Annotated in this window: 16 protein-coding genes; 8 read left to right on the top strand and 8 right to left on the bottom strand. The window is 76.2% G+C overall.

Annotation, left to right across the window (positions count from 1 at the left end; translation table 11 throughout):
* The first annotated feature begins 24 nt into the window (after positions 1-24).
* Complete coding sequence (locus tag KPL57_RS52080) at positions 25-1,428, top strand: class II 3-deoxy-7-phosphoheptulonate synthase (protein WP_073574261.1); 1,404 nt, start codon at positions 25-27, stop codon at positions 1,426-1,428.
* 77 nt (positions 1,429-1,505) lie between these two features.
* A complete protein-coding gene (locus KPL57_RS52075) occupies positions 1,506-2,549 on the top strand; it encodes a WD40 repeat domain-containing protein (protein ID WP_226357814.1) in 1,044 nt (347 codons plus the stop codon).
* A gap of 17 nt (positions 2,550-2,566) precedes the next feature.
* On the opposite strand, the gene KPL57_RS52070 is transcribed toward KPL57_RS52075, so the two are convergent.
* Positions 2,567-3,583, bottom strand: coding sequence for a LacI family DNA-binding transcriptional regulator (locus tag KPL57_RS52070; RefSeq protein ID WP_226357813.1), 1,017 nt, complete (start codon positions 3,581-3,583; stop codon positions 2,567-2,569).
* Positions 3,584-3,702: 119 nt separating this feature from the next.
* On the opposite strand from KPL57_RS52070, the gene KPL57_RS52065 reads away from it, so the two are divergent.
* From KPL57_RS52065 to KPL57_RS52055, 3 genes are read left to right on the top strand one after another with little or no spacing between them, the layout of a single operon-like run.
* Positions 3,703-4,701 (top strand): nucleoside hydrolase, encoded by a 999-nt coding sequence (locus KPL57_RS52065; protein ID WP_226357812.1) that lies wholly within the window; start codon positions 3,703-3,705, stop codon positions 4,699-4,701.
* A complete protein-coding gene (locus tag KPL57_RS52060) occupies positions 4,698-6,122 on the top strand; it encodes an MFS transporter (protein WP_226357811.1) in 1,425 nt (474 codons plus the stop codon). The genes KPL57_RS52065 and KPL57_RS52060 overlap by 4 nt, the downstream gene beginning before the upstream one ends.
* Positions 6,119-6,982 carry a PfkB family carbohydrate kinase gene (locus KPL57_RS52055; RefSeq protein WP_226357810.1) on the top strand — a complete coding sequence of 288 codons (864 nt, stop codon included), beginning with the start codon at positions 6,119-6,121 and terminating at the stop codon, positions 6,980-6,982. The genes KPL57_RS52060 and KPL57_RS52055 overlap by 4 nt, the downstream gene beginning before the upstream one ends.
* Before the next feature lie 131 nt (positions 6,983-7,113).
* On the opposite strand, the gene pknB is transcribed toward KPL57_RS52055, so the two are convergent.
* Positions 7,114-8,976, bottom strand: a complete 1,863-nt coding sequence (gene pknB, locus KPL57_RS52050) for a Stk1 family PASTA domain-containing Ser/Thr kinase (protein WP_226357809.1) — start codon at positions 8,974-8,976, stop codon at positions 7,114-7,116.
* Between the two features lie 123 nt (positions 8,977-9,099).
* Here pknB and KPL57_RS52045 point away from each other — a divergent pair, with 123 nt between their 5' ends.
* A complete protein-coding gene (locus KPL57_RS52045; protein WP_062396076.1) occupies positions 9,100-9,453 on the top strand; it encodes an Rv2175c family DNA-binding protein in 354 nt (117 codons plus the stop codon).
* 19 nt (positions 9,454-9,472) lie between these two features.
* Here KPL57_RS52045 and KPL57_RS52040 read toward each other — a convergent pair whose 3' ends face one another.
* From KPL57_RS52040 to KPL57_RS52025, 4 genes are all read right to left on the bottom strand, one after another.
* A complete protein-coding gene (locus KPL57_RS52040) occupies positions 9,473-10,468 on the bottom strand; it encodes a phytoene/squalene synthase family protein (protein ID WP_226357808.1) in 996 nt (331 codons plus the stop codon).
* A complete protein-coding gene (gene mptB, locus KPL57_RS52035) occupies positions 10,449-12,011 on the bottom strand; it encodes a polyprenol phosphomannose-dependent alpha 1,6 mannosyltransferase MptB (protein ID WP_226357807.1) in 1,563 nt (520 codons plus the stop codon). Before mptB ends, KPL57_RS52040 begins: the two co-directional genes overlap by 20 nt.
* 141 nt (positions 12,012-12,152) lie before the next feature.
* Positions 12,153-13,712 carry a phytoene desaturase family protein gene (crtI, locus tag KPL57_RS52030; protein WP_226357806.1) on the bottom strand — a complete coding sequence of 520 codons (1,560 nt, stop codon included), beginning with the start codon at positions 13,710-13,712 and terminating at the stop codon, positions 12,153-12,155.
* Positions 13,713-13,717: 5 nt separating this feature from the next.
* Complete coding sequence (locus tag KPL57_RS52025; protein ID WP_226358032.1) at positions 13,718-14,818, bottom strand: polyprenyl synthetase family protein; 1,101 nt, start codon at positions 14,816-14,818, stop codon at positions 13,718-13,720.
* 189 nt (positions 14,819-15,007) lie between these two features.
* On the opposite strand from KPL57_RS52025, the gene KPL57_RS52020 reads away from it, so the two are divergent.
* Positions 15,008-15,931: a methylenetetrahydrofolate reductase gene (locus KPL57_RS52020; RefSeq protein ID WP_226357805.1), complete on the top strand. Its 924-nt coding sequence runs from the start codon at positions 15,008-15,010 to the stop codon at positions 15,929-15,931.
* Between the two features lie 65 nt (positions 15,932-15,996).
* Here the strand turns inward: KPL57_RS52020 and KPL57_RS52015 are convergent, their stop codons facing one another.
* Complete coding sequence (locus KPL57_RS52015; protein WP_226357804.1) at positions 15,997-16,416, bottom strand: ATP-binding protein; 420 nt, start codon at positions 16,414-16,416, stop codon at positions 15,997-15,999.
* Between the two features lie 186 nt (positions 16,417-16,602).
* Here KPL57_RS52015 and KPL57_RS52010 point away from each other — a divergent pair, with 186 nt between their 5' ends.
* Positions 16,603-17,712: a glycosyltransferase family 4 protein gene (locus tag KPL57_RS52010; RefSeq protein ID WP_226357803.1), complete on the top strand. Its 1,110-nt coding sequence runs from the start codon at positions 16,603-16,605 to the stop codon at positions 17,710-17,712.
* Here KPL57_RS52010 and KPL57_RS52005 read toward each other — a convergent pair.
* Entirely contained in the window at positions 17,625-18,152 is a 528-nt protein-coding gene (locus KPL57_RS52005; RefSeq protein ID WP_226357802.1) for a hypothetical protein, read from the bottom strand. The genes KPL57_RS52010 and KPL57_RS52005 overlap by 88 nt on opposite strands.
* Positions 18,153-18,169 lie beyond the last annotated feature (17 nt).

The following is an 18,169-nucleotide window of genomic DNA, read 5'->3' as shown; positions in this document are numbered from 1 at the left end:
CGGCCGCGGCCTAGGCTGGGCGGCGTGAACTGGTCCGTCGACGCGCCGATCGACGTCCTCCCGGAGCTGCCGCCGCTGCCCGCGGACCTGCGCTCCGCCCTGGACGACGCGCTCTCCCGCCCTGCCGCCCAGCAGCCCGAGTGGCCCGACCCGTCGCAGGTGGGCGACGTGCGGAAGGTCCTCGAGTCCGTCCCGCCGGTGGTGCTGCCGCCGGAGGTCGACCGGCTGCAGTCCCGGCTCGCCGACGTCGCGAACGGCGAGGCGTTCCTGCTGCAGGGCGGCGACTGCGCCGAGACCTTCGTCGACAACACCGAGCCGCACATCCGGGCGACGATCCGCACGCTGCTGCAGATGGCCGTCGTCCTGACCTACGGCGCCTCGATGCCGGTGGTCAAGGTCGGCCGGATCGCCGGGCAGTACGCCAAGCCGCGCAGCTCGCCGACCGACGCGAGCGGGCTGCCGTCCTACCGCGGGGACATCGTCAACGGGCTCGCCCCGGACGCGCAGGGCCGGATCCCGGACCCGTCGCGGATGGTGCGCGCCTACGCGAACGCCTCGGCGGCGATGAACCTGGTCCGCGGCCTGACCGCGACCGGGCTGGCCGACCTGTCCAAGGTGCACGACTGGAACAAGGACTTCGTCCGCACCTCCGCCGCGGGCGTGCGCTACGAGGCCGTCGCCGCCGAGATCGACCGCGCGGTCCGCTTCATGGACGCCTGCGGGGTGCGCGACCACAACCTGCACCAGGTCGAGTTCTACGCCAGCCACGAGGCACTGCTGCTCGACTACGAGCGCGCCATGCTGCGCCTGGACCTGGAGCGCGACCCCACCGGCGGGGAGTCGCCGAAGCTCTACGACCTGTCCACGCACTTCCTCTGGATCGGGGAGCGGACCCGTCAGCTCGACGGCGCGCACGTCGCGTTCGCGGAGCTGCTGGCCAACCCGATCGGCATGAAGATCGGCCCGACGACGACGCCCGACCAGGCCGTCGAGTACGTCGAGCGGCTCGACCCGCACAACCGCCCGGGCCGGCTGTCGCTGATCTCCCGGATGGGCAACGACAAGGTCCGCGACGTGCTCCCGGCGATCGTCGAGAAGGTGACCGCCTCCGGGCACAAGGTCATCTGGCAGTGCGACCCGATGCACGGCAACACCCACGAGGCCTCGACCGGCTACAAGACCCGGCACTTCGACCGGATCGTCGACGAGGTGCAGGGCTTCTTCGAGGTGCACCGCTCGCTCGGCACGCACCCCGGCGGCATCCACGTCGAGGTCACCGGCGAGGACGTCACCGAGTGCCTCGGCGGCGCGCAGCGGATCTCCGACACCGACCTCGCCGGCCGGTACGAGACCGCCTGCGACCCGCGGCTGAACACCCAGCAGAGCCTGGAGCTGGCGTTCCTGGTCGCGGAGATGCTGCGCGGCTGAGCCGGTAGTCCTACGGTCGGTATCCCCCTCGACGTCCGGTTCGATCCATGTCGACCGGTTCGACGGAGGGGGATGCCATGCGACGACGGCTGGGCGGGGCCTGCGCGGTGCTGCTGCTGACGGTACTGCCGGTGGCGGGCTGCGGCAGCGGTGCGACGACGGCGTCGGGAGCGGGGTCGTCCGCGCCCCGGTGCGCGGCACCGGCCGACGCGCCCGCCCCGGTCCCACCGGTGGCGGCCGCGCCGGGAGCGGTCGGGCAGCGGCTCACCCTGGACCGGGACGCCCGGACGGTGCTGGCGCTCGCCCTGTCCGCCGACGGGAACCTGCTCGTCGCCGGGGACCGCCTCGGCCGGGTCACGGTGTGGGACCGCGCCGCCGGGGCCGCGGTCTGCGCGCTGCCCGGGGACCCCGGCGCCGCCGTCAACGACGTCGCGCTGAGCCCGGACGGGCGCACGGTGGCGTCGGCGTCCGACCGCGGCGCGGTCCGGCTCCACGACCTGTCCGGCGGAGCCCCGGTGGAGCTTCCCGGTCACGACGGCGACGTCGAGGCGGTCGCGTTCGCCCCGGACGGCGCGACGCTGGTGACCGGCGGCGCCGACGACACGGTCCGTTTCCGCGTGCTGCCCGGCGGCGCACCCGGTCCGGTCGTCGCCGTCCCGGACACCGCCCGTGCGCTGGCCTGGTCCCCGGACGGTGGGACGGTGGCGGTCGGGACCGACGGCGCCGTCGTGCTCGTCGGCGCCGACGGCACTCCGGGGGCGACCCTCGACACCGGTGACGGGCTCGCGGTCAACGACGTCGCGTTCGCCCCGGACGGCGCGCTGGTCGCCGCCGCCACCGACGGCGAGCGGGTGCACCTGTGGCGGACCGCCGACGGTGCCCCGGTGCGCGTGCTCACCGGGCCGGTCAACCACCTGCAGGCCGTCACCTTCACCCCGGACGGGTCCCGGGTGGTCGCCACCGGCAACCAGGGCGGTCTGTGGGTGTGGGATACCGCGACCGGCCGGGTGGTCGACCGGATGCAGAACCGGGGTGCCGGCTTCGACGTCGTCGTCACCCCGGACGGGCGGCAGGCGGTGTCGGGGTCGAGCGGGGAGATCTGGACCTGGTCGCTCGGCTGATCAGCCCTCGATGCGTCTCAGCCGCCGGTGCTGGCCCGGGCCGCGAGCCGTGAGGGCAGCAGGGGAGCGGCGGCGCCGTCGCCGTCCCCGGCGAGCACGGCGGCCAGCCGCTGGGCCGCGGCCCGGCCGAGCTCCTCGGCCGGCAGCGCCACACTCGTCAGCGACGGCGCCGTCACCTGGGAGTACGGCAGGTCGTCGAACCCGGCGACGGCGATGTCCCCCGGCACGGCCAGCCCGAGCCGGTGCGCGGCGGCCAGCACGCCGTAGGCCATCGTGTCCGCCGCCGCGACGACCGCGGTGGCCCTGGCCGCCCGCCAACGCGGCAGCGCCTCGGTGCTGACGTCGGCGGCGGCGTCGAGGGTCAGCCCGGCCCGGGTGCCGTCGTCGAGGACCCGCAGGCCGTGCTCGGCGGCGACCCGGGCGAGCAGCTCACGGCGCACGGTGAAGGTGGCCGAGGGCGTCGAGCCCTCCAGGTAGGCGAGCACCGTGTGCCCGGCTTCGGCGAGGTGTGCGACCAGCGCGCGCACGCCCGGCTCCAGGTCGAAGGTCACCGTGGCCGCGCGGCCCTCGAACCCGGGGGCGTCCATCAGCACCAGCGGCGGGCCGCCCGGTTCGAGGTCGTCGAGGAACGTCGGCGACGGCGCGTGCACCAGCAGCCCGGCCGGGCGGAACGCCGCGACCCGGCGGACGTCGTCGGCGCCGGGCTGTTCGCCGCCCTCGATCACCGACAGCATCAGCTGGTGCCTGCTGCCCAGCGCCTCCCGGATCCCGGTGGTGACCCGCCCGAAGTAGGGGTTGGGGAGGTCGGGGGCGAGCAGCACCACGAGGTCGGTGGTCCCGCGGGCGAGCGAGCTCGCCGCGTGGTCGACCACGTAGCCCAGCTCGTCGACCGCGGCCCGGACCCGCTCGGTGATCAGCGCGGACACCCGTCCGCGCGACTTGCCGTTCACCACCAGCGACACGGTGGACACGCTCGTCCCCGCCCGCCGGGCCACCATCGCCGCGGTCACCCGCCGGCCCACCGGTCCTACCATCCGGCGAGCCTACCCGGACGCGCCATACATCAAGCGCTTGACGTCATGCGCTTGACGAGTCACAGTCGACACGTCCGGAGCGCCCCGGACGACCGCGACGACGAGGTGGGACACCGGAGATGACCGAGAAGATCGTCCTGGACTGCGATCCGGGCCACGACGACGCGATCGCGCTGCTGCTCGCCCACGGCGACCCGCGGATCGAGCTGCTCGCCGTCACCACGGTCGTCGGGAACCAGACGCTGGACAAGGTGACCCGCAACGCGCTGTCGGTCGCGACCCTGGCCGGGATCACCGGCGTGCCGTTCGCGGCCGGCGCCGACCGCCCGCTGCTGCGGGAGATCGCCGTCGCCGCCGACATCCACGGCGAGACCGGCCTGGACGGCCCGGAGCTGCCCGCACCGGCGTTCGCCACGGTGGACACCCACGCCGTGGACCTCATCGTGGAGACCGTGCTGGCCCACGAGCCGGGCACCGTCACCCTCGTCCCCACCGGCGGGCTGACCAACATCGCGCTCGCCGCCCGGCGCGCCCCCGAGATCGTCGACCGGGTCAAGCGGGTGGTGCTGATGGGCGGCGGCGTCGCCGTCGGCAACCGGACCCCGGTGGCCGAGTTCAACATCGCCATCGACCCCGAGGCCGCCGCGATCGTGTTCGAGGCGGGCTGGGAGGTGGTCATGGTCGGGCTCGACCTGACCCACCAGGCGCTGGCCGGTCCCGAGGTGCGCCGCGCGATCCGCGCCGTCGGGACCGGCCCGGCGCGCTTCGTCGACGAGCTGCTGGACTTCTTCGCCGCCACCTACCGCGACGTCCAGGGCTTCGACGCCCCGCCGGTCCACGACCCGTGCGCCGTCGCCCACGTCATCGACCCGACGATCGTGCGGGCGTTCCCGATGCCGATCGTCGTCGAGACCGCGGGCCGGCACACCACCGGGATGACGGTCGCCGACCGGCGCGGCCCGGCCCCGGCCGGATGCCGCACGCACGCCGCGCTGGAGCTCGACCACGCCCGGTTCTGGGAGCTCGTCGTGGACGCGCTGCGCGCCATCGGCGACCCCGCCGACCTCACTGATCTCACTGATCTCACTGATCTCACTGCAACGGAGCAGATCGCATGACCACCCCCGACCGCCGCCCGGTCGTCACGCTCGTCGTGGCGGTGCTGGCCGCCTGCGTGGCGTTCCAGCTCAACGCCTCCATGCTCAGCCCCGCACTGGTCACCATGGCCCGCGAGCTGGGCACCGACGACGCCACCGTCGGCCTGTCCCAGACGATGTTCTTCACCCTCGCGGCGATGTTCTCGCTGTTCCTGCCGCGGCTGTCCGACATCGCGGGGCGCCGGCGGGTGCTGCTGGTGATGCTCGCGGTCATGCTGGTCGGCAGCGTCGTCGCCGCCCTCGCCGTCAGCGTGCCGATGCTGTTCGCCGGCCGGGCCCTGCAGGGCATCACCGGGCCGGTCGTCCCGATCTGCCTGCTCATGCTGCGCAGCGAGATCGCCGACCCGCGCCGCTACGGGATCGTGCTCGGCCTGATCACCGCCGTGAACGGCGGCGTGGCCGGTCTCGACGCGCTGCTCGGCGGCTGGCTGGCCACCCACCACGGCTTCCGCTCGATCTTCTGGGTCATCGCCGCGGTCACCGTCGTCGCGCTGGTGCTCGTCGCCGTGTGGGGCGTGGAGTCCCGCCCCTCGCAGGGCACCCGGATGGACTGGCGCGGGGTCGTCCCGCTGGTCGTCGCGGTCGGCGCGCTGCTGCTGGCCTTCGACGAGGCCGCCGCGCTGTCCGACGCGCGCTGGGGCCGGGTCGCCGGGTACGCGCTGCTCGCCGTCGTCGCCGCGGTGGTGTTCTGGCGGCTGCAGGGCCGCACCGCGCAGCCGCTCGTCGCGCCCGAGGACCTGCGCCGGCGCGCCACCTGGGCCACGCTCGGCACCACGCTGCTGACCGTGACCGGGGTGTTCGCCGTGGTCAACGGCCTGGTCGCCTCGATCGCGCAGAACCCCACGGCCGGGTTCGGGCTCGGTGCGGACCTCACCGCACTCGCCCTGCTCGCCCCCTACGCGCTGATCGGCTGGCTGGTCGGGCCGTTCGCCGGTCGCCTGGCCCCGGTGCTCGGCTACCGCACCGTGCTGCGGGTCGGGCTGGCCGGCAGCGTCGTCGCCACCGTGCTGCTGGCGGTCGTGGGCGTGCACTCGTTCGCGGTGCTGGTCGTCGCGACGCTGCTGCTCGGCGTCACCTACGCCGGCATCGCCAACATCATGCTCAACGGCCTGGGCGTGCTGCTCTCGCCCGCCGACCGGCCCGGCATGCTGCCCGGGCTCAACGCCGGCGCGTTCAACCTCGGCGCCGGGATCAGCTTCGTGGTGCTGCCCGCGGTGCAGGTCGCCGTCGGCGGGGCCGGGCAGACCGGGGCCGGCGGCTACACCGCGGGCATGCTGGTCGGGGCCGCGTGCACCGCGGGCGCGTTCGCGCTGTCGCTGCTCATCCCGCGCCCTGCCGCCGCCGAGACCGGCGCCGCGCACGACGTGGTGGACGCCCGATGAGCCGGGTGCTGGTCGTCGGCTCGCTCAACGCCGACCTGGTGGTGCGCACCGAGCGCTTCCCGGGGCCGGGGGAGACCGTGGCCGGGTCGGACCTGACCGTGGGCCCCGGCGGCAAGGGCGCCAACCAGGCCGTCGCCGCCGCCCGGCTCGGGGCCGCCGCCGGGGTCGGCGTGGGCATGGTCGGCGCGGTCGGCGACGACGACCACGGCCGGACCGTCCGCGACGCCGTCGCCGCCGCCGGTGCCGACGTCGACCGGGTCGCGGTGCGGACCGGCACGGCCACCGGCACCGCGGTCATCACCGTCGACGCCGCGGGCGACAACACGATCGTCGTCTCGCCCGGGGCCAACGCCGCCCTGGAGCCGGGGGACCTGCCCGCCTTCGACGACGTCGCGGTGCTGACCCTGTGCCTGGAGATCGGTGTCCCGACGGTGCTGGCCGCCGCCCGGGCCGCCCGCGCCGCCGGGACCACGGTGGTGCTGAACCTCTCGCCCTACGCCCCGGTGCCCGCCGAGCTGCTCGCCGCCACCGACGTGCTCGTGGTCAACGAGCACGAGGCCGCGCTGCTGGGGGAGCACCCGGTGCCCCGGTCGGTCGTGACACGCGGGGCCGCGGGCTGCGAGGTGCACGACGCGCGAGCGGCTACGGTGTCCACAGTGGATGCGATACGGGCCGACGTGGTGGACACCACCGGGTCGGGCGACGCGTTCCTGGCGGCCGTCGCCGTGCGGCTCGCCGCGGGGGACGACCTGCCGGACGCCGCGCGCTACGCCGTGCGCGCCGGTGCCCTCGCGGTCACCGTCGCCGGGGCGCAGCTGCCCGAGATCGGCGACGCCGAGCGCACCCGCTTCGGGCTGTAGGGCCCCTCGAACGCCGGTGTCCCGGCCGGGCCGCCACCCGGCCGGGGCGCCGGCTCCCGCTCAGGCCGCGTCCGAGGCCCTGTTCACGGCGCCTGTCCGAGCTCGTCCCGGAGCACGTCTCAGAGCACGTCTCAGAGCACGGTGAGGGTGATCGTGTCGCCCGGCCGGGCGTCGCTGCCCGAGCCCGGGTCCTGCCCGACGACGTGGCCGTCGCGGCGGCCGAACGGGAAGCTGCGCTCGATCTCGACCTCGAAGCCGTCCTGGCGCAGCAGGGCCTCGGCCTCGTCGGCGCGCATCCCGATGACGAACGGCACCGGGGGCGCGGTCTCGTCGACGGGCGGCGGGGTCGGTTCCGGGGCGGGCTCGGCCCCGCGGCTGGTGACGAGGGTGACCGGGGCGCCCCCGGCGAGCCGGGTCCCGGCGGGCGGGTCGGTCCGGATCACCGCACCGGCGGGGACCTCGGCGCTGAACTCCTCGGCGCTCGTCGAGCGCACCGGGGTCAGCCCGGCGCGGCGCACGGCGTCCTCCGCGGTGTCCACGGCACTGCCCGCGGGCACGTCGGGCACCGCGGGACGGCCGGTGGACACCACCAGGGTGACCGTGGTCCCGCGCAGCACCCGGGTCTCCGGAGCCGGGTCCACCTGCGCGACGAGGTCGGGCGCCACGTCGTCGTCGGCCCGTTCGGTGACCGTGGGCGTCAGGTCGGACTCGGCGACGAGCGCGGTCGCCCGCTCGCGGTCCAGGCCGGTGACCGCGGGCATCGTGGTCCAGCGGCCCGACCCGAGCCACCAGGCGCCCGTCCCGGCCAGCGCGGCCAGCAGCAGGAGCAGCACCATCCACAGCGCGAACACCCGGCGGCCGCGACGGCGGCGCCCGGCCAGCTCCTCGCGGGTCATCGGCTCCGGCTGCCCGGCGGGGGTGACGGCGGTGCCGTGCGCGCCGCGGGCCCGGGTCTGCACCCGGGTGCCGCCGGGGCCCGGTGCGGCGGCGTCGAGCGGGCGGTGGCGCAGCGGGCCCGCGGGGAGGGTGGCGCCGTCGTCGGGCGGGGGCGGGCCCGGCGGGCGCGGCGTCGCGGTCCGCGGCAGGCCCAGCCGGTCGGCCATGTCCAGCAGCTCGCGGCGGAAGTGCTCCGCGTCGACCGGGCGCTGCTCGGGGTCCCGCGAGGTGGCCCGGGCGACGAGCGCGTCCACGGCCGGCGGCAGCCCCGGGACCAGCGCCGACGGCGGCGGCACGTCCTCGTTCACGTGCCGGTAGGCCACCGACAGCGGGTTGTCGGCGGTGTAGGGCGGCTGCCCGGTCAGCATCTCGTAGAGCACGACCCCGGCGGCGTAGACGTCGCTGCGGCCGTCGGCGCGACCGGACACGACCTGCTCGGGGGAGAGGTAGGCCATCGTCCCGAGGATCATCCCGGCGTGGCTGACCCCGGCCTCGGCGGCCGCGGTGAGCAGGCCGAAGTCGGCCACCTTCACCTCGCCGCCGGAGGAGATCAGCACGTTCTCCGGTTTCACGTCCCGGTGCACCATGCCGAGCCGGTGCGCGCGGGCCAGCCCGGCGAGGACCGGTTCGAGCACCCGCACCGCGGCCGGGAGCCCGAGCGCGCCGCGGGCGCGCAGCACGTCGCGCAGGGTGCCGCCGTCGACCAGCTCCATGACGACGAACAGGCTGGCCTCGCCCAGCGGGCCCGCGGGGACGGTGCCCCGGTCGTAGACGGCGACGACGCACGGGTGGTCGATCCGGGCCGCCAGCCGCGCCTCCCGGTCGAACCGGGTGCGGAAGGCGTGGTCCCCGGCCATCCGCGGGTCCATCACCTTGATCGCGACGGCGCGTTCGAGACGGGTGTCGGTGCCGTGGTGCACCGTCGACATCCCGCCGCGGGCCAGCACCGGGCCGACCCGGTAGCGACCGTCGAGCAGCACCTCGCCGGGGCCGTCGGCGGCGAGCCGCCCGGCCCCACCCGGGGCGCCGGGATCGACCGGACCGGACGGTGAGCTCATCGCGGGTCAGGTTACCGGTGGGGATCGGGGCGGTCGTGCAGGTGGTCGGCGTAGGACCCCACCGCGTCGGCCGGTCCGGTGGGCGTCGGCGCCGCCCGGGGCGGTGTGGGACAGTGTCCGGCTGTGAACGAGTCCCTCCCCGCCGCTGTCACCGAGGAGACGCTGAGCGTCGCCGAGGTGGCCGACCGCCTGTCGATCCCCGTCTCCCGGGTGCACCAGCTCGTCCGCGACGGGCAGCTCCTGTCGTTCAAGAACGGGCACGACGTCGTCGTCCCGACCGCGCTGCTCGACGACGACGGTGTCGTGCGCGGGTTGCCGGGCACGATCGTCGTCCTCCGCGACGGCGGCTACGACGACGACGCCATCCTGAGCTGGCTGTTCACCGAGGAGGAGTCGCTCTCCGGTGCCCCGATCACCGCGCTGCGCGCCGGCCGGCACAAGGAGATCAAGCGCCGCGCCCAGGCCATGGCCTTCTGAGCGTTCCGCCCGGCCGGGGTCACCCGCGGGACGGGCGCCCGGCGCGTTCGCGGGCCAGCTGGGTCCCGCGGGCGGCCAGCGCCCGGCCGAGCCGGGGCAGCGCGACGGCGGCCCGGCGCCGGTTCGGCACCGCGACCCGGTGGGTCAGCACGTCGTAGCCGGCGTCGGCGATCTCGTCGAGGATCTCCGCGTACAGCACCCGCGCGGCGCCGACGCAGGCCCGCGACACCGGCTCCAGCATCGGGATCCCCGGATCGGCCCGCCGGTAGGTGGCCCGGGTCCGGGCGACCAGGTGGGCCAGGGCGCGGCGGATCCGCGGGTCCGGGTGTCCGGTGCGCCGGCTCCAGGCCAGCAGCTCCCGGTCGACGCCGAACGCGGCGAGCTCGTCGGCGGGCAGGTACACCCGGCCGCGGTCGAGGTCCTCGCCGACGTCGCGCAGGAAGTTCGTGATCTGGAACGCCACGCCCAGCAGCGCGGCGTGCGGCTCGGCCTCCGCCCGCGGCACGACCGTCCCGAGCACCGGCAGCGTCTGCAGCCCGATCACGGCGGCCGAGCCGTGCACGTAGACGGCCAGCTCGTCGTCGGTGGCGTAGTCGGTGACGGTCAGGTCCATCCGCATCGAGACCATGAAGTCCCGGAACAGCGACGCGTCGAGGTCGTGGCGGCGCGCGGTCTCGGCGACGGCGAGCACCTCGGGCCTGCTGCCGGGCAGCGGTGCGCCCGCCAGTGCGGCCGCCAGCTCGGCGTCGAGCGCGTCGAGCCGCGTGTGCGGGTCCCCGCCGCCCGCGCCGTCGGGGTCGTCGACGATCTCGTCGGCGAAGCGGGCGAAGCCGTAGAGGGCGTGGATGTCGACCCGTCGCTCCGGGGGCAGCAGCCGGGTCGCCAGGAAGTAGGTGCGCCCGTGCTCGGCGTGCAGCGCGCGGCAGGCCGCGTAGGCGGCCCGCAGCTGCGGGTCGGTCAGGCCGGCGGCGTCGAGCTCGACGCGCCCGGCCCGCTCAGCCGCGGACGCCCGCATCGGTGGTGGGCGCGGTCGACGGTGCCTCCGGGGCGCCCCGGCGCAGCCCCAGCGGGTCCGGGCGGAGCAGCGACACCGCGGCCAGGACACCGGCCATGGCACACACCAGCAGGTAGTGCGGCACGTAGAGGGCGGTCTCGCCGTCGGGGAAGTACACGATCATCAGCCAGATCGAGCCGAAGACCACCCACTGCAGTCCGCGCGCGCTCCACGGGGTCATCGCGAGCAGGCAGAACCCCCAGCTCAGGTACCACGGCAGCGTGGTGGGGGAGAGCACGGCGGCCAGCGCGAGGGCGATCGCGGCGTTGCGCACCGCGGCCCGCGGGTCGTCGCGGCCGCGCCACCACAGCAGGGCGATCAGCAGGCCCATCACCAGCGCGCCGATGAACCGGAACGTGTCGACGAACGCCTGGGTGTTCACCTCACCGGCGAACATCCCGGCCACGCTCGCGGTCGCCTGACCGAAGGCGGTCGGCACCGACAGCCAGTTCACGATCATCGACGGGGCGCTGAGCGCGGGCAGCCAGCCCAGCCCGAACCCGGTGAGCCAGGTGGCCCCGCCGAACACGGCGCCGAACACGGCCACCGACGGCACCCCGGCCCGGACCAGCCGCGACCAGAACCCGCCGGACAGCTTCGCGGCCCACACCAGCACCAGGAACGGCAGCACGATCCCGGCCGAGGCCTTCACCGCCATCGCCAGCGACGCGACGACGATCGCCCACACGAACCGCTGCCGCAGCGCCAGCAGCGCCGCCAGCGGCAGCAGGCCGACGACCAGCAGGTCGTTGTGCACCCCGCCGACCATGTGCACGACCATCACCGGGTTCGCCACGGCCAGCCACAGCGCGACCGCGGGGCGCCCGCCGAGGCGCCGGGTCAGCGCGGGCAGCACCGCCACGAGCAGCAGCAGCCCGGTGACCAGGGTCAGCCGCATCAGCACGACGCCGAGCAGCACGTTCTGGCCGACCAGCAGGACCACGCCCTGCGCGAGCAGGATGAACAGCGGCCCGTAGGGGGCGGGGGTGTCCTGCCAGAAGAAGTGGACGTTGTCGGTGAAGATCCCGCCCATGGTGTCCGGCCCGACGACGTACGGGTCGTACCCGGCCAGCGGCAGCGCGCCCTGGGCGAGGTAGCTGTAGGGGTCGCGGGTGAACAGCGGCGCCGTGACGAGCATCGGCAGCATCCACACCGCCGCCGTCGTCAGCACCGCGCGGCCACCGGCGCGACGGGCGAGCACGGCGCGGCCCAGCCGCACCCACGCCCACACCATCAGCACCAGGCCGACGTAGATCACGACCGTCGCGAGCATCGCGCCGTGGCCGTAGCGCCAGAACGACAGCGCCGAGTTGCCGATCACCGGGTCCCGCATCGGGATCCCGCCGCCGCCGAACGAGCCGAGGAACATCAGCACGGTCCCGGCCAGCCCCAGCAGCAGGACGCCCCGTGGTGGCGAGCCGAGCCGCTCGACCAGGCCGGGGCCCGCGGGCCGCGGTGCGGGCGGCGGGGGCACGACCGCGCCCGTGCCGGGGTCCGGCGTCACCGGTTCGGGTGCCGCCGGGCGGGGGAGCGGGGGCGAGGGCTGAGCCGTCATCGTGTCCGTGTGTGCTGGTCGGGCATCGTCGGGAAGCATGATTCCACGCCCCTCGGCGCTCCTACTCGGCGCCCGCCCGCAGTGCCCTCCTCAGGGCCCCGTGCGGGCCGCGGCCCCGTGCCCGGCGTGCTCGGCCGGGCGCGGACCGGTGATCCGCTCGGCCGCCAGCCGCCCGGAGATCAGCACCGGCGGGATCCCGACGCCGGGGGTCGTGCCGCACCCGGCGAGCACCGCGTTCGCCGTCCCGCGGACCAGGTTGCGCGGCCGGAACGGGCCGGTCTGGGCCAGCGTGTGCGACGCCGAGAACGGCGTGCCCGCGGCCATCCCGGCGGCCGCCCAGTCCTGCGGGGTCCACATCCGGGTCCAGCTCGGCTGCGCGGAGGGGTCCACCAGCCCGCGGTCGGCGAGCACGCCGAACAGCTCCTCGGCGTACGCCGGGCCGACCCGGTCCCAGTCGATGCCGGGCGCCACGGCGGTGTTCGGGCACGGGGCGAGCACGCTCATGACCTCGCGCCCGCCGGGCTGCAGCGACGGGTCGGTCAGCCCGGGCCGGGTGACCAGCAGCGACGGGTCGGACATCAGCCGTCCCTCGTCGATGATCTCGCGGAAGGTGCTCGCCCAGGAGCCGCCGAAGGAGATCGTGTGGTGGTGCTGCGCGGTGCCGGGGGCGGGCGCGGGCATCCCGGCGTGCACGACGACGGCGCTGGGCGACCAGCGCAGCCCGACCGGGCGCCGCGGGGCCCCGCCGAGCAGGGCGTAGGCCGCGGGCAGCTCGGGGGTGAGCACGACCGCGTCGCACGGGGTGAGCGACTCGTCGGCGCCGTCGGGACCGGTGTGCCGGACCGCGGTGACCCGGTCCCCGGAGCGGTCCAGGCCGGTCACGGTGCGGCCGTAGTGGATCTCCGCTCCCGCGTCGGCGGCCGCGCCGGCCAGGGCGGTGCCCATCATCCGCATGCCGCCGCGCGGGAAGTACACGCCCGCGACGGTGTCCATGTAGGCGATCACGCCGTAGGCGCCGAGCGCGTCGCGCGGGGAGACCCCGGCGTAGAGCGCCTGGAAGGAGAACACCCGGCGCAGCCGCTCGTCGGGCAGGAAGCGGTCGATCCGCTTCCCGAGCCGCCCGAAGCCGCCGAGCGCGGCGAGCCGGGCCAGGTCGGGGCCGAGCAGCGACAGCGGCGAGTCCATGTTCGCGCCGATGAAGTCGTCCATCTCGGCGCGGTAGAGGTCGGTGAGCCAGCGGCGCAGCCGCCGGTACCCGGCCGCGGAGTCCGGGCCGCACTGCTCGCGGATCTCGTGCTCCATCGCGGCGGCGTCGGTGTGCACCGCGATGGCCGAGCCGTCGGCGAACTCGGCCCGGTAGGCCGGGTCGAGCCGGACGAGGTCGAGCCGGTCCGCGGTCGTCTCGCCGACGGCGGCGAAGGCGGAGTCCAGCAGCTCCGGCATGGTGAGCACGGTCGGCCCGGTGTCCAGGGCGTAGGTGCCGTGGTCGTCGGTCACGTCGAGCCGCCCGGCGCGGCCGCCGGGGAAGCCCTCCCGCTCGACGATCGTGACGCGGCGGCCCGCGCCCAGCAGGTGCAGCGCCGTCGACAGCCCGGCCAGCCCCGCCCCCACGACGACGACGTGGTCGGTGTGCCCCTCGATCCGCCGCACCCCGCTCACCAGGCCCGCCGGGTCGCGCGCTCGGCCAGCTCGAACAGGTGCGAGCGGCCCGGTTCGGCGACCGGTGCGGAGTCGAGCGCGTCGAGTGCGGCGCCGGTGAGCGCGGCGATCCGCTGCTCCACCGACTGCACCGCGCCCAGCTCCGACAGCGCGGAGCGGGCCCGGTCCAGGCTCGCGGCGTCCAGGTCGGGGTCGCCGAGCGCGGAGAGGACGACGTCGGCGGCGGCCCGGTCCCCGCGCTGCTCGGCGCGCTGCAGGGCCGCGGCGACCAGCAGGGTCCGCTTGCCCTCGCGCAGGTCGTCCCCGGCGGGCTTGCCGGTGACCCGCGGGTCGCCGAACACGCCCAGCAGGTCGTCGCGCAGCTGGAAGGCGACGCCGATGTCGGCGCCGTAGCGCCGGTAGGCCGCGACGACCCGCGGGTCGGCCCCGGCGATCGCCGCGCCCAGGTGCAGCGGCCGCTCCACGGTGTAGGCGGCGGTCTTGAACCGGTCGATGGTCAGCGCGGTCGACTCGGCGGTGTCCCCGGAGGCCTGGGCCAGCACGTCGAGGTACTGGCCGGACAGCACCTCGGTGCGCATCGCCCGCCACGGCTCGGCGGCGCGGGTGTGGGCGCCCTCGGGCAGCGCGGCGGCGTGGAACATGTCGTCGGCCCACACCTGGGCCAGGTCCCCGACGAGGATCGCGACGGCGGCGCCGAACCGGGCCGGCGGGCCCGACCAGCCGTTCGCCGCGTGCATCCGGGCGAACTCGACGTGCACCGTGGGCCGGCCGCGCCGGGTCGAGGAGGCGTCCATCAGGTCGTCGTGGACCAGCGCGCACGCCTGGATCAGCTCCAGCGACGCGATCGCGCTCAGCACGCCCTGCGCGTGCGGGTCGGCCGGGTCGCCGCCCGCGCCGCGCCAGCCCCACCAGGCGAAGGTGGGCCGCAGCCGCTTCCCGCCGCCCAGGACGAACCCGGCCAGCGCGTCGGCGGCCTGCACGACGACCGGGTCGATGCCCAGCACCTCGGTGCGGCGGCGGTCCAGGTACCCGGCCAGCACCCGTTCCACGTGCTGGGGCAGCGCGTCGTCCAGCGGAGCCGGACCTGCCGTGGACAGGCCCGGGGACCCGGACGGACCGGACGGTGCGGACACGGGGGAGACGGGGTCGGCCACGACGACCAGGCTATCGGTGCACCCGGGACCCGGCCCGTCGATGCGGTGGTGGTGCACGTCATGGCCGCTCGGGGGCGGTGCGGGCCCGTCGGTGGGCGACCGGCCGGTGGTGCGCCCCGTAAGGTCGTCGCCGTGACGACGAGTTCCGCATCCACGGTGACCGAACGGATCAGCGTCGACCGACCCTTCTTCGCGGTGGAGTTCTTCCCGCCGAAGGACGACCAGGGCGAGGCGGAGCTGTGGCGCGCCATCCGCCGCCTCGAGGTGCTCGACCCCGCCTACGTCTCGGTGACCTACGGCGCGGGCGGCTCCAGCCGCGACCGCACCGTGCGCACGGTCGAGCGGATCGCCACCGACACCACGCTCTGCTCGATGGCGCACCTGACCGCCGTCTCGCACTCGACCGACGAGCTGCGCCACGTGATCGGGTCGCTGGCCGCAGCGGGCGTCCGCAACATCATGGCGCTGCGCGGGGACCCGCCCGGCGACCCGCTCGGCGAGTGGGTCGCCCACCCCGAGGGGCTCGAGTACGCCGACCAGCTCGTCGCGCTGATCAAGCGGTCCGGCCCGTTCTGCGTGGGCGTCGCCGCGTTCCCCTACGGCCACCCGCGCTCGGCGGACCTCGACGCCGACACCGAGCGGCTCGTCGGGAAGTTCCGGGCGGGTGCGGAGTTCGCCGTCACCCAGCTGTTCCTGGAGCCCGACGGCTTCCTACGGCTGCGCGACCGGGTCGCCGCCGCCGGGTTCGACCAGCCGATCATCCCCGGCATCATGCCGCTGACCTCGGAGAAGACCTTCCACAAGGGGCCCGAGCTGTCCGGCTCGCCGCTGCCGGCGGCGCTCGTCGATCGGCTCGCGCCCTACTCCGGTGACACGGCGGCGTTCCGCGCCGCGGGCATGGAGGTCACCGGCGAGCTGTGCGAGCGGCTGCTCGCCGAGGGCGTCCCCGGGATCCACTTCTACTGCCTCAACCGGTCGACGGCGACGACCGAGCTGGTCGAGCGTCTCGGGCTGGCGCCGCGGTCCGACGGCGCGCGGCTGTCCGCCCGGGCCTGACCCTCCGCCCGTAGCGCCACGCACCGGCCGTTCCCGGGCCGGACCGGCCGGATCGGGCAGGCGGGTCAGGCCGGGCGCACCAGGTGCAGGTCCGGGGCCGGGCTGGCACCGACCGGCCCGACGTCGGCCCAGGTCGTCTTGCCGCCGCGGTGCCGGCGCACCCCCCAGCGCTGCGAGAGCCGGCCGACGATCTGCAGGCCGCGCCCGCGGGTCGCGGTGGGGTCGTGGGGCTGCTCGTGTCCGCACACGACCGAGCCGTCGCGCACACGCAGCCGTACCGCGCCGTCGCGCACCCGGGCGGTCACCAGCATCGGGGTGTGCGCGTGGTCGACGCCGTTCGCGACCAGCTCGTGCAGCACCAGCGTCGCGTCGTCGACGGTCAGGTCGTCCACCAGCGGGGTCAGGAACCGCGTCAGCTCGTGCCGGGCCGTGCGGCACGCGGCCGCGTCGGGCTCCACCCTCAGGATCCAGGACTGCGCGGTCACGGCCCCGCCCCCTCCACGTCCTGCCGGGCCGGCCCGCCCGACGCGACCCGGTTACCCGATGTGCCCGCTTCGCACACTCCCGCGGTCCCCCACCCGTGGACGGGCCGGAGCGGGTACGGTCACTGGTCCGACGCGTAGAGCCAACTGCGCGTGCCCGCAGCCGCGAGCACGACGTGGAGGATCCGCTTGCGCATCGCCGTCATCCGTACCCCCGAGGTCCCGCGAACGTGCGGCGCGGGTATCACCGCCGCCTCGCTGGCCGCCGCCGGTCACACGGTCCGGGTGTTCACCGACGTCCCCGACGACCCCGACCTGACCGCCCCGGCCGGTGGCGGCGCACTGCGCGTGCATCCGTGGGACGCCGGGCAGGACACCGCACTGGCCGCGGCATGGTCCGACGACCCGCCCCAGGTGGTGCACGCCATCGGCCCGCGAGCCGGGGCCGCCGCCGCCGCGACCGGGGTGCCGGTCGTGCAGGTCTACCCGGCCGACTGCCCGGACCCGGCCGCCATCCCCGCGGCCCGCACCGGGTCGTCGCAGGGGGCGGCCCGCGTGCTGGCCTCCAGCGAGGAGCAGCACACCGCCCTGCTGCGCCGCGGGGTGCCGCGGGCGGCGTTGCGGACGGTGCCCGCCGCCGTCGACACCGACGTGTTCACCCCCGACGGCCCGGCGCTGCGCCGGGGCGACCGGCCGCGGCTGCTCGCCGTCGGCTCGCTGGCCGACGGTGCCGGGATGGACACGGTGATCCGGGCGCTGGCCCGGATCCGCACCGCCGAGCTGCTCGTCGCCGGCGGCGCGGCGGACCCGGACCCCGACCGCGCGCGCCTGTTCGGCATCGCCCGCGAGGCCGGCGTGGCCGGGCGCGTCCGGTTCCTCGGGCCGGTCGAGGGCGGCCTGCTGCCGCGGCTGCTGCGTTCGGCCGACGTCGTGGTCGCCGCACCGGAGCACGACGTCGGGGTCGGGCCGGTCCTGCAGGCGATGGCCTGCGCTCGGGCGGTCGTGGCGACGGGCGTGGGCGGGCTGCGCGACGTCGTCGTCGAGGGGGTGACCGGGGTGCTGGTCCGCCCGGCCCGGCCCGCCGAGCTGGCGGTCGCGCTGCGCGGCGTGCTCGGCGACGACGCCCTGCGCGCCGGGCTCGGGATCGCGGGCCGGGACCGTGCGGTGTCGCGGTTCGACCGGGCGCGGATCGCCGAGGCCCTGACCGTCGTCTACGGCGAGCTGGTCGGTGAGCCGGCCGTCGAGCCCGCCGAGGAGGACGACCCCGAGGACCGCACCCCGGTCGGCGCCGCGGGCTGACCGGGCGGCCACGCCAGGTCGCGGACGTCCCGGACGCGCCGCGGCGCGCCCTCGACGGCCGCGTGCCGGTGCGGCCCGGGGGACCCGGGGTGGCGGATGACCTGGAAGTGACCGGCGCGGCGGACCCGCCGGGCCAGCGCGACGCGGTGCCGGGGCGGGGCGACCAGGCGCCGGTGCACCCGCTGCAGCCCGGCCCCGCCCGCGAGCGCGACCGGCAGCGCCACGACCACGTGCCACCACGACGTCGCCCAGAAGTGCACGGTCGCGACGAAGAGCGCCGTCCAGCCGACCGCGGCCGTCCGGAGCAGGGTCAGCCGGATGCGCAGCGGCCGGTCGCGGCAGCCGCGTCGCAGCACCGGGGCGGTGCGCGTGAGCACCCACAGCCAGTACAGCGCGAGCAGGGTGAGCGCGAGGTAGCCGGTGACCCGTCGGAGGTCCATGTGGCCGACTCGCCCCC

It is taken from the genome of Pseudonocardia sp. ICBG601 (assembly GCF_020496245.1).
This window is presented reverse-complemented; position numbering and strand designations above follow the sequence as displayed.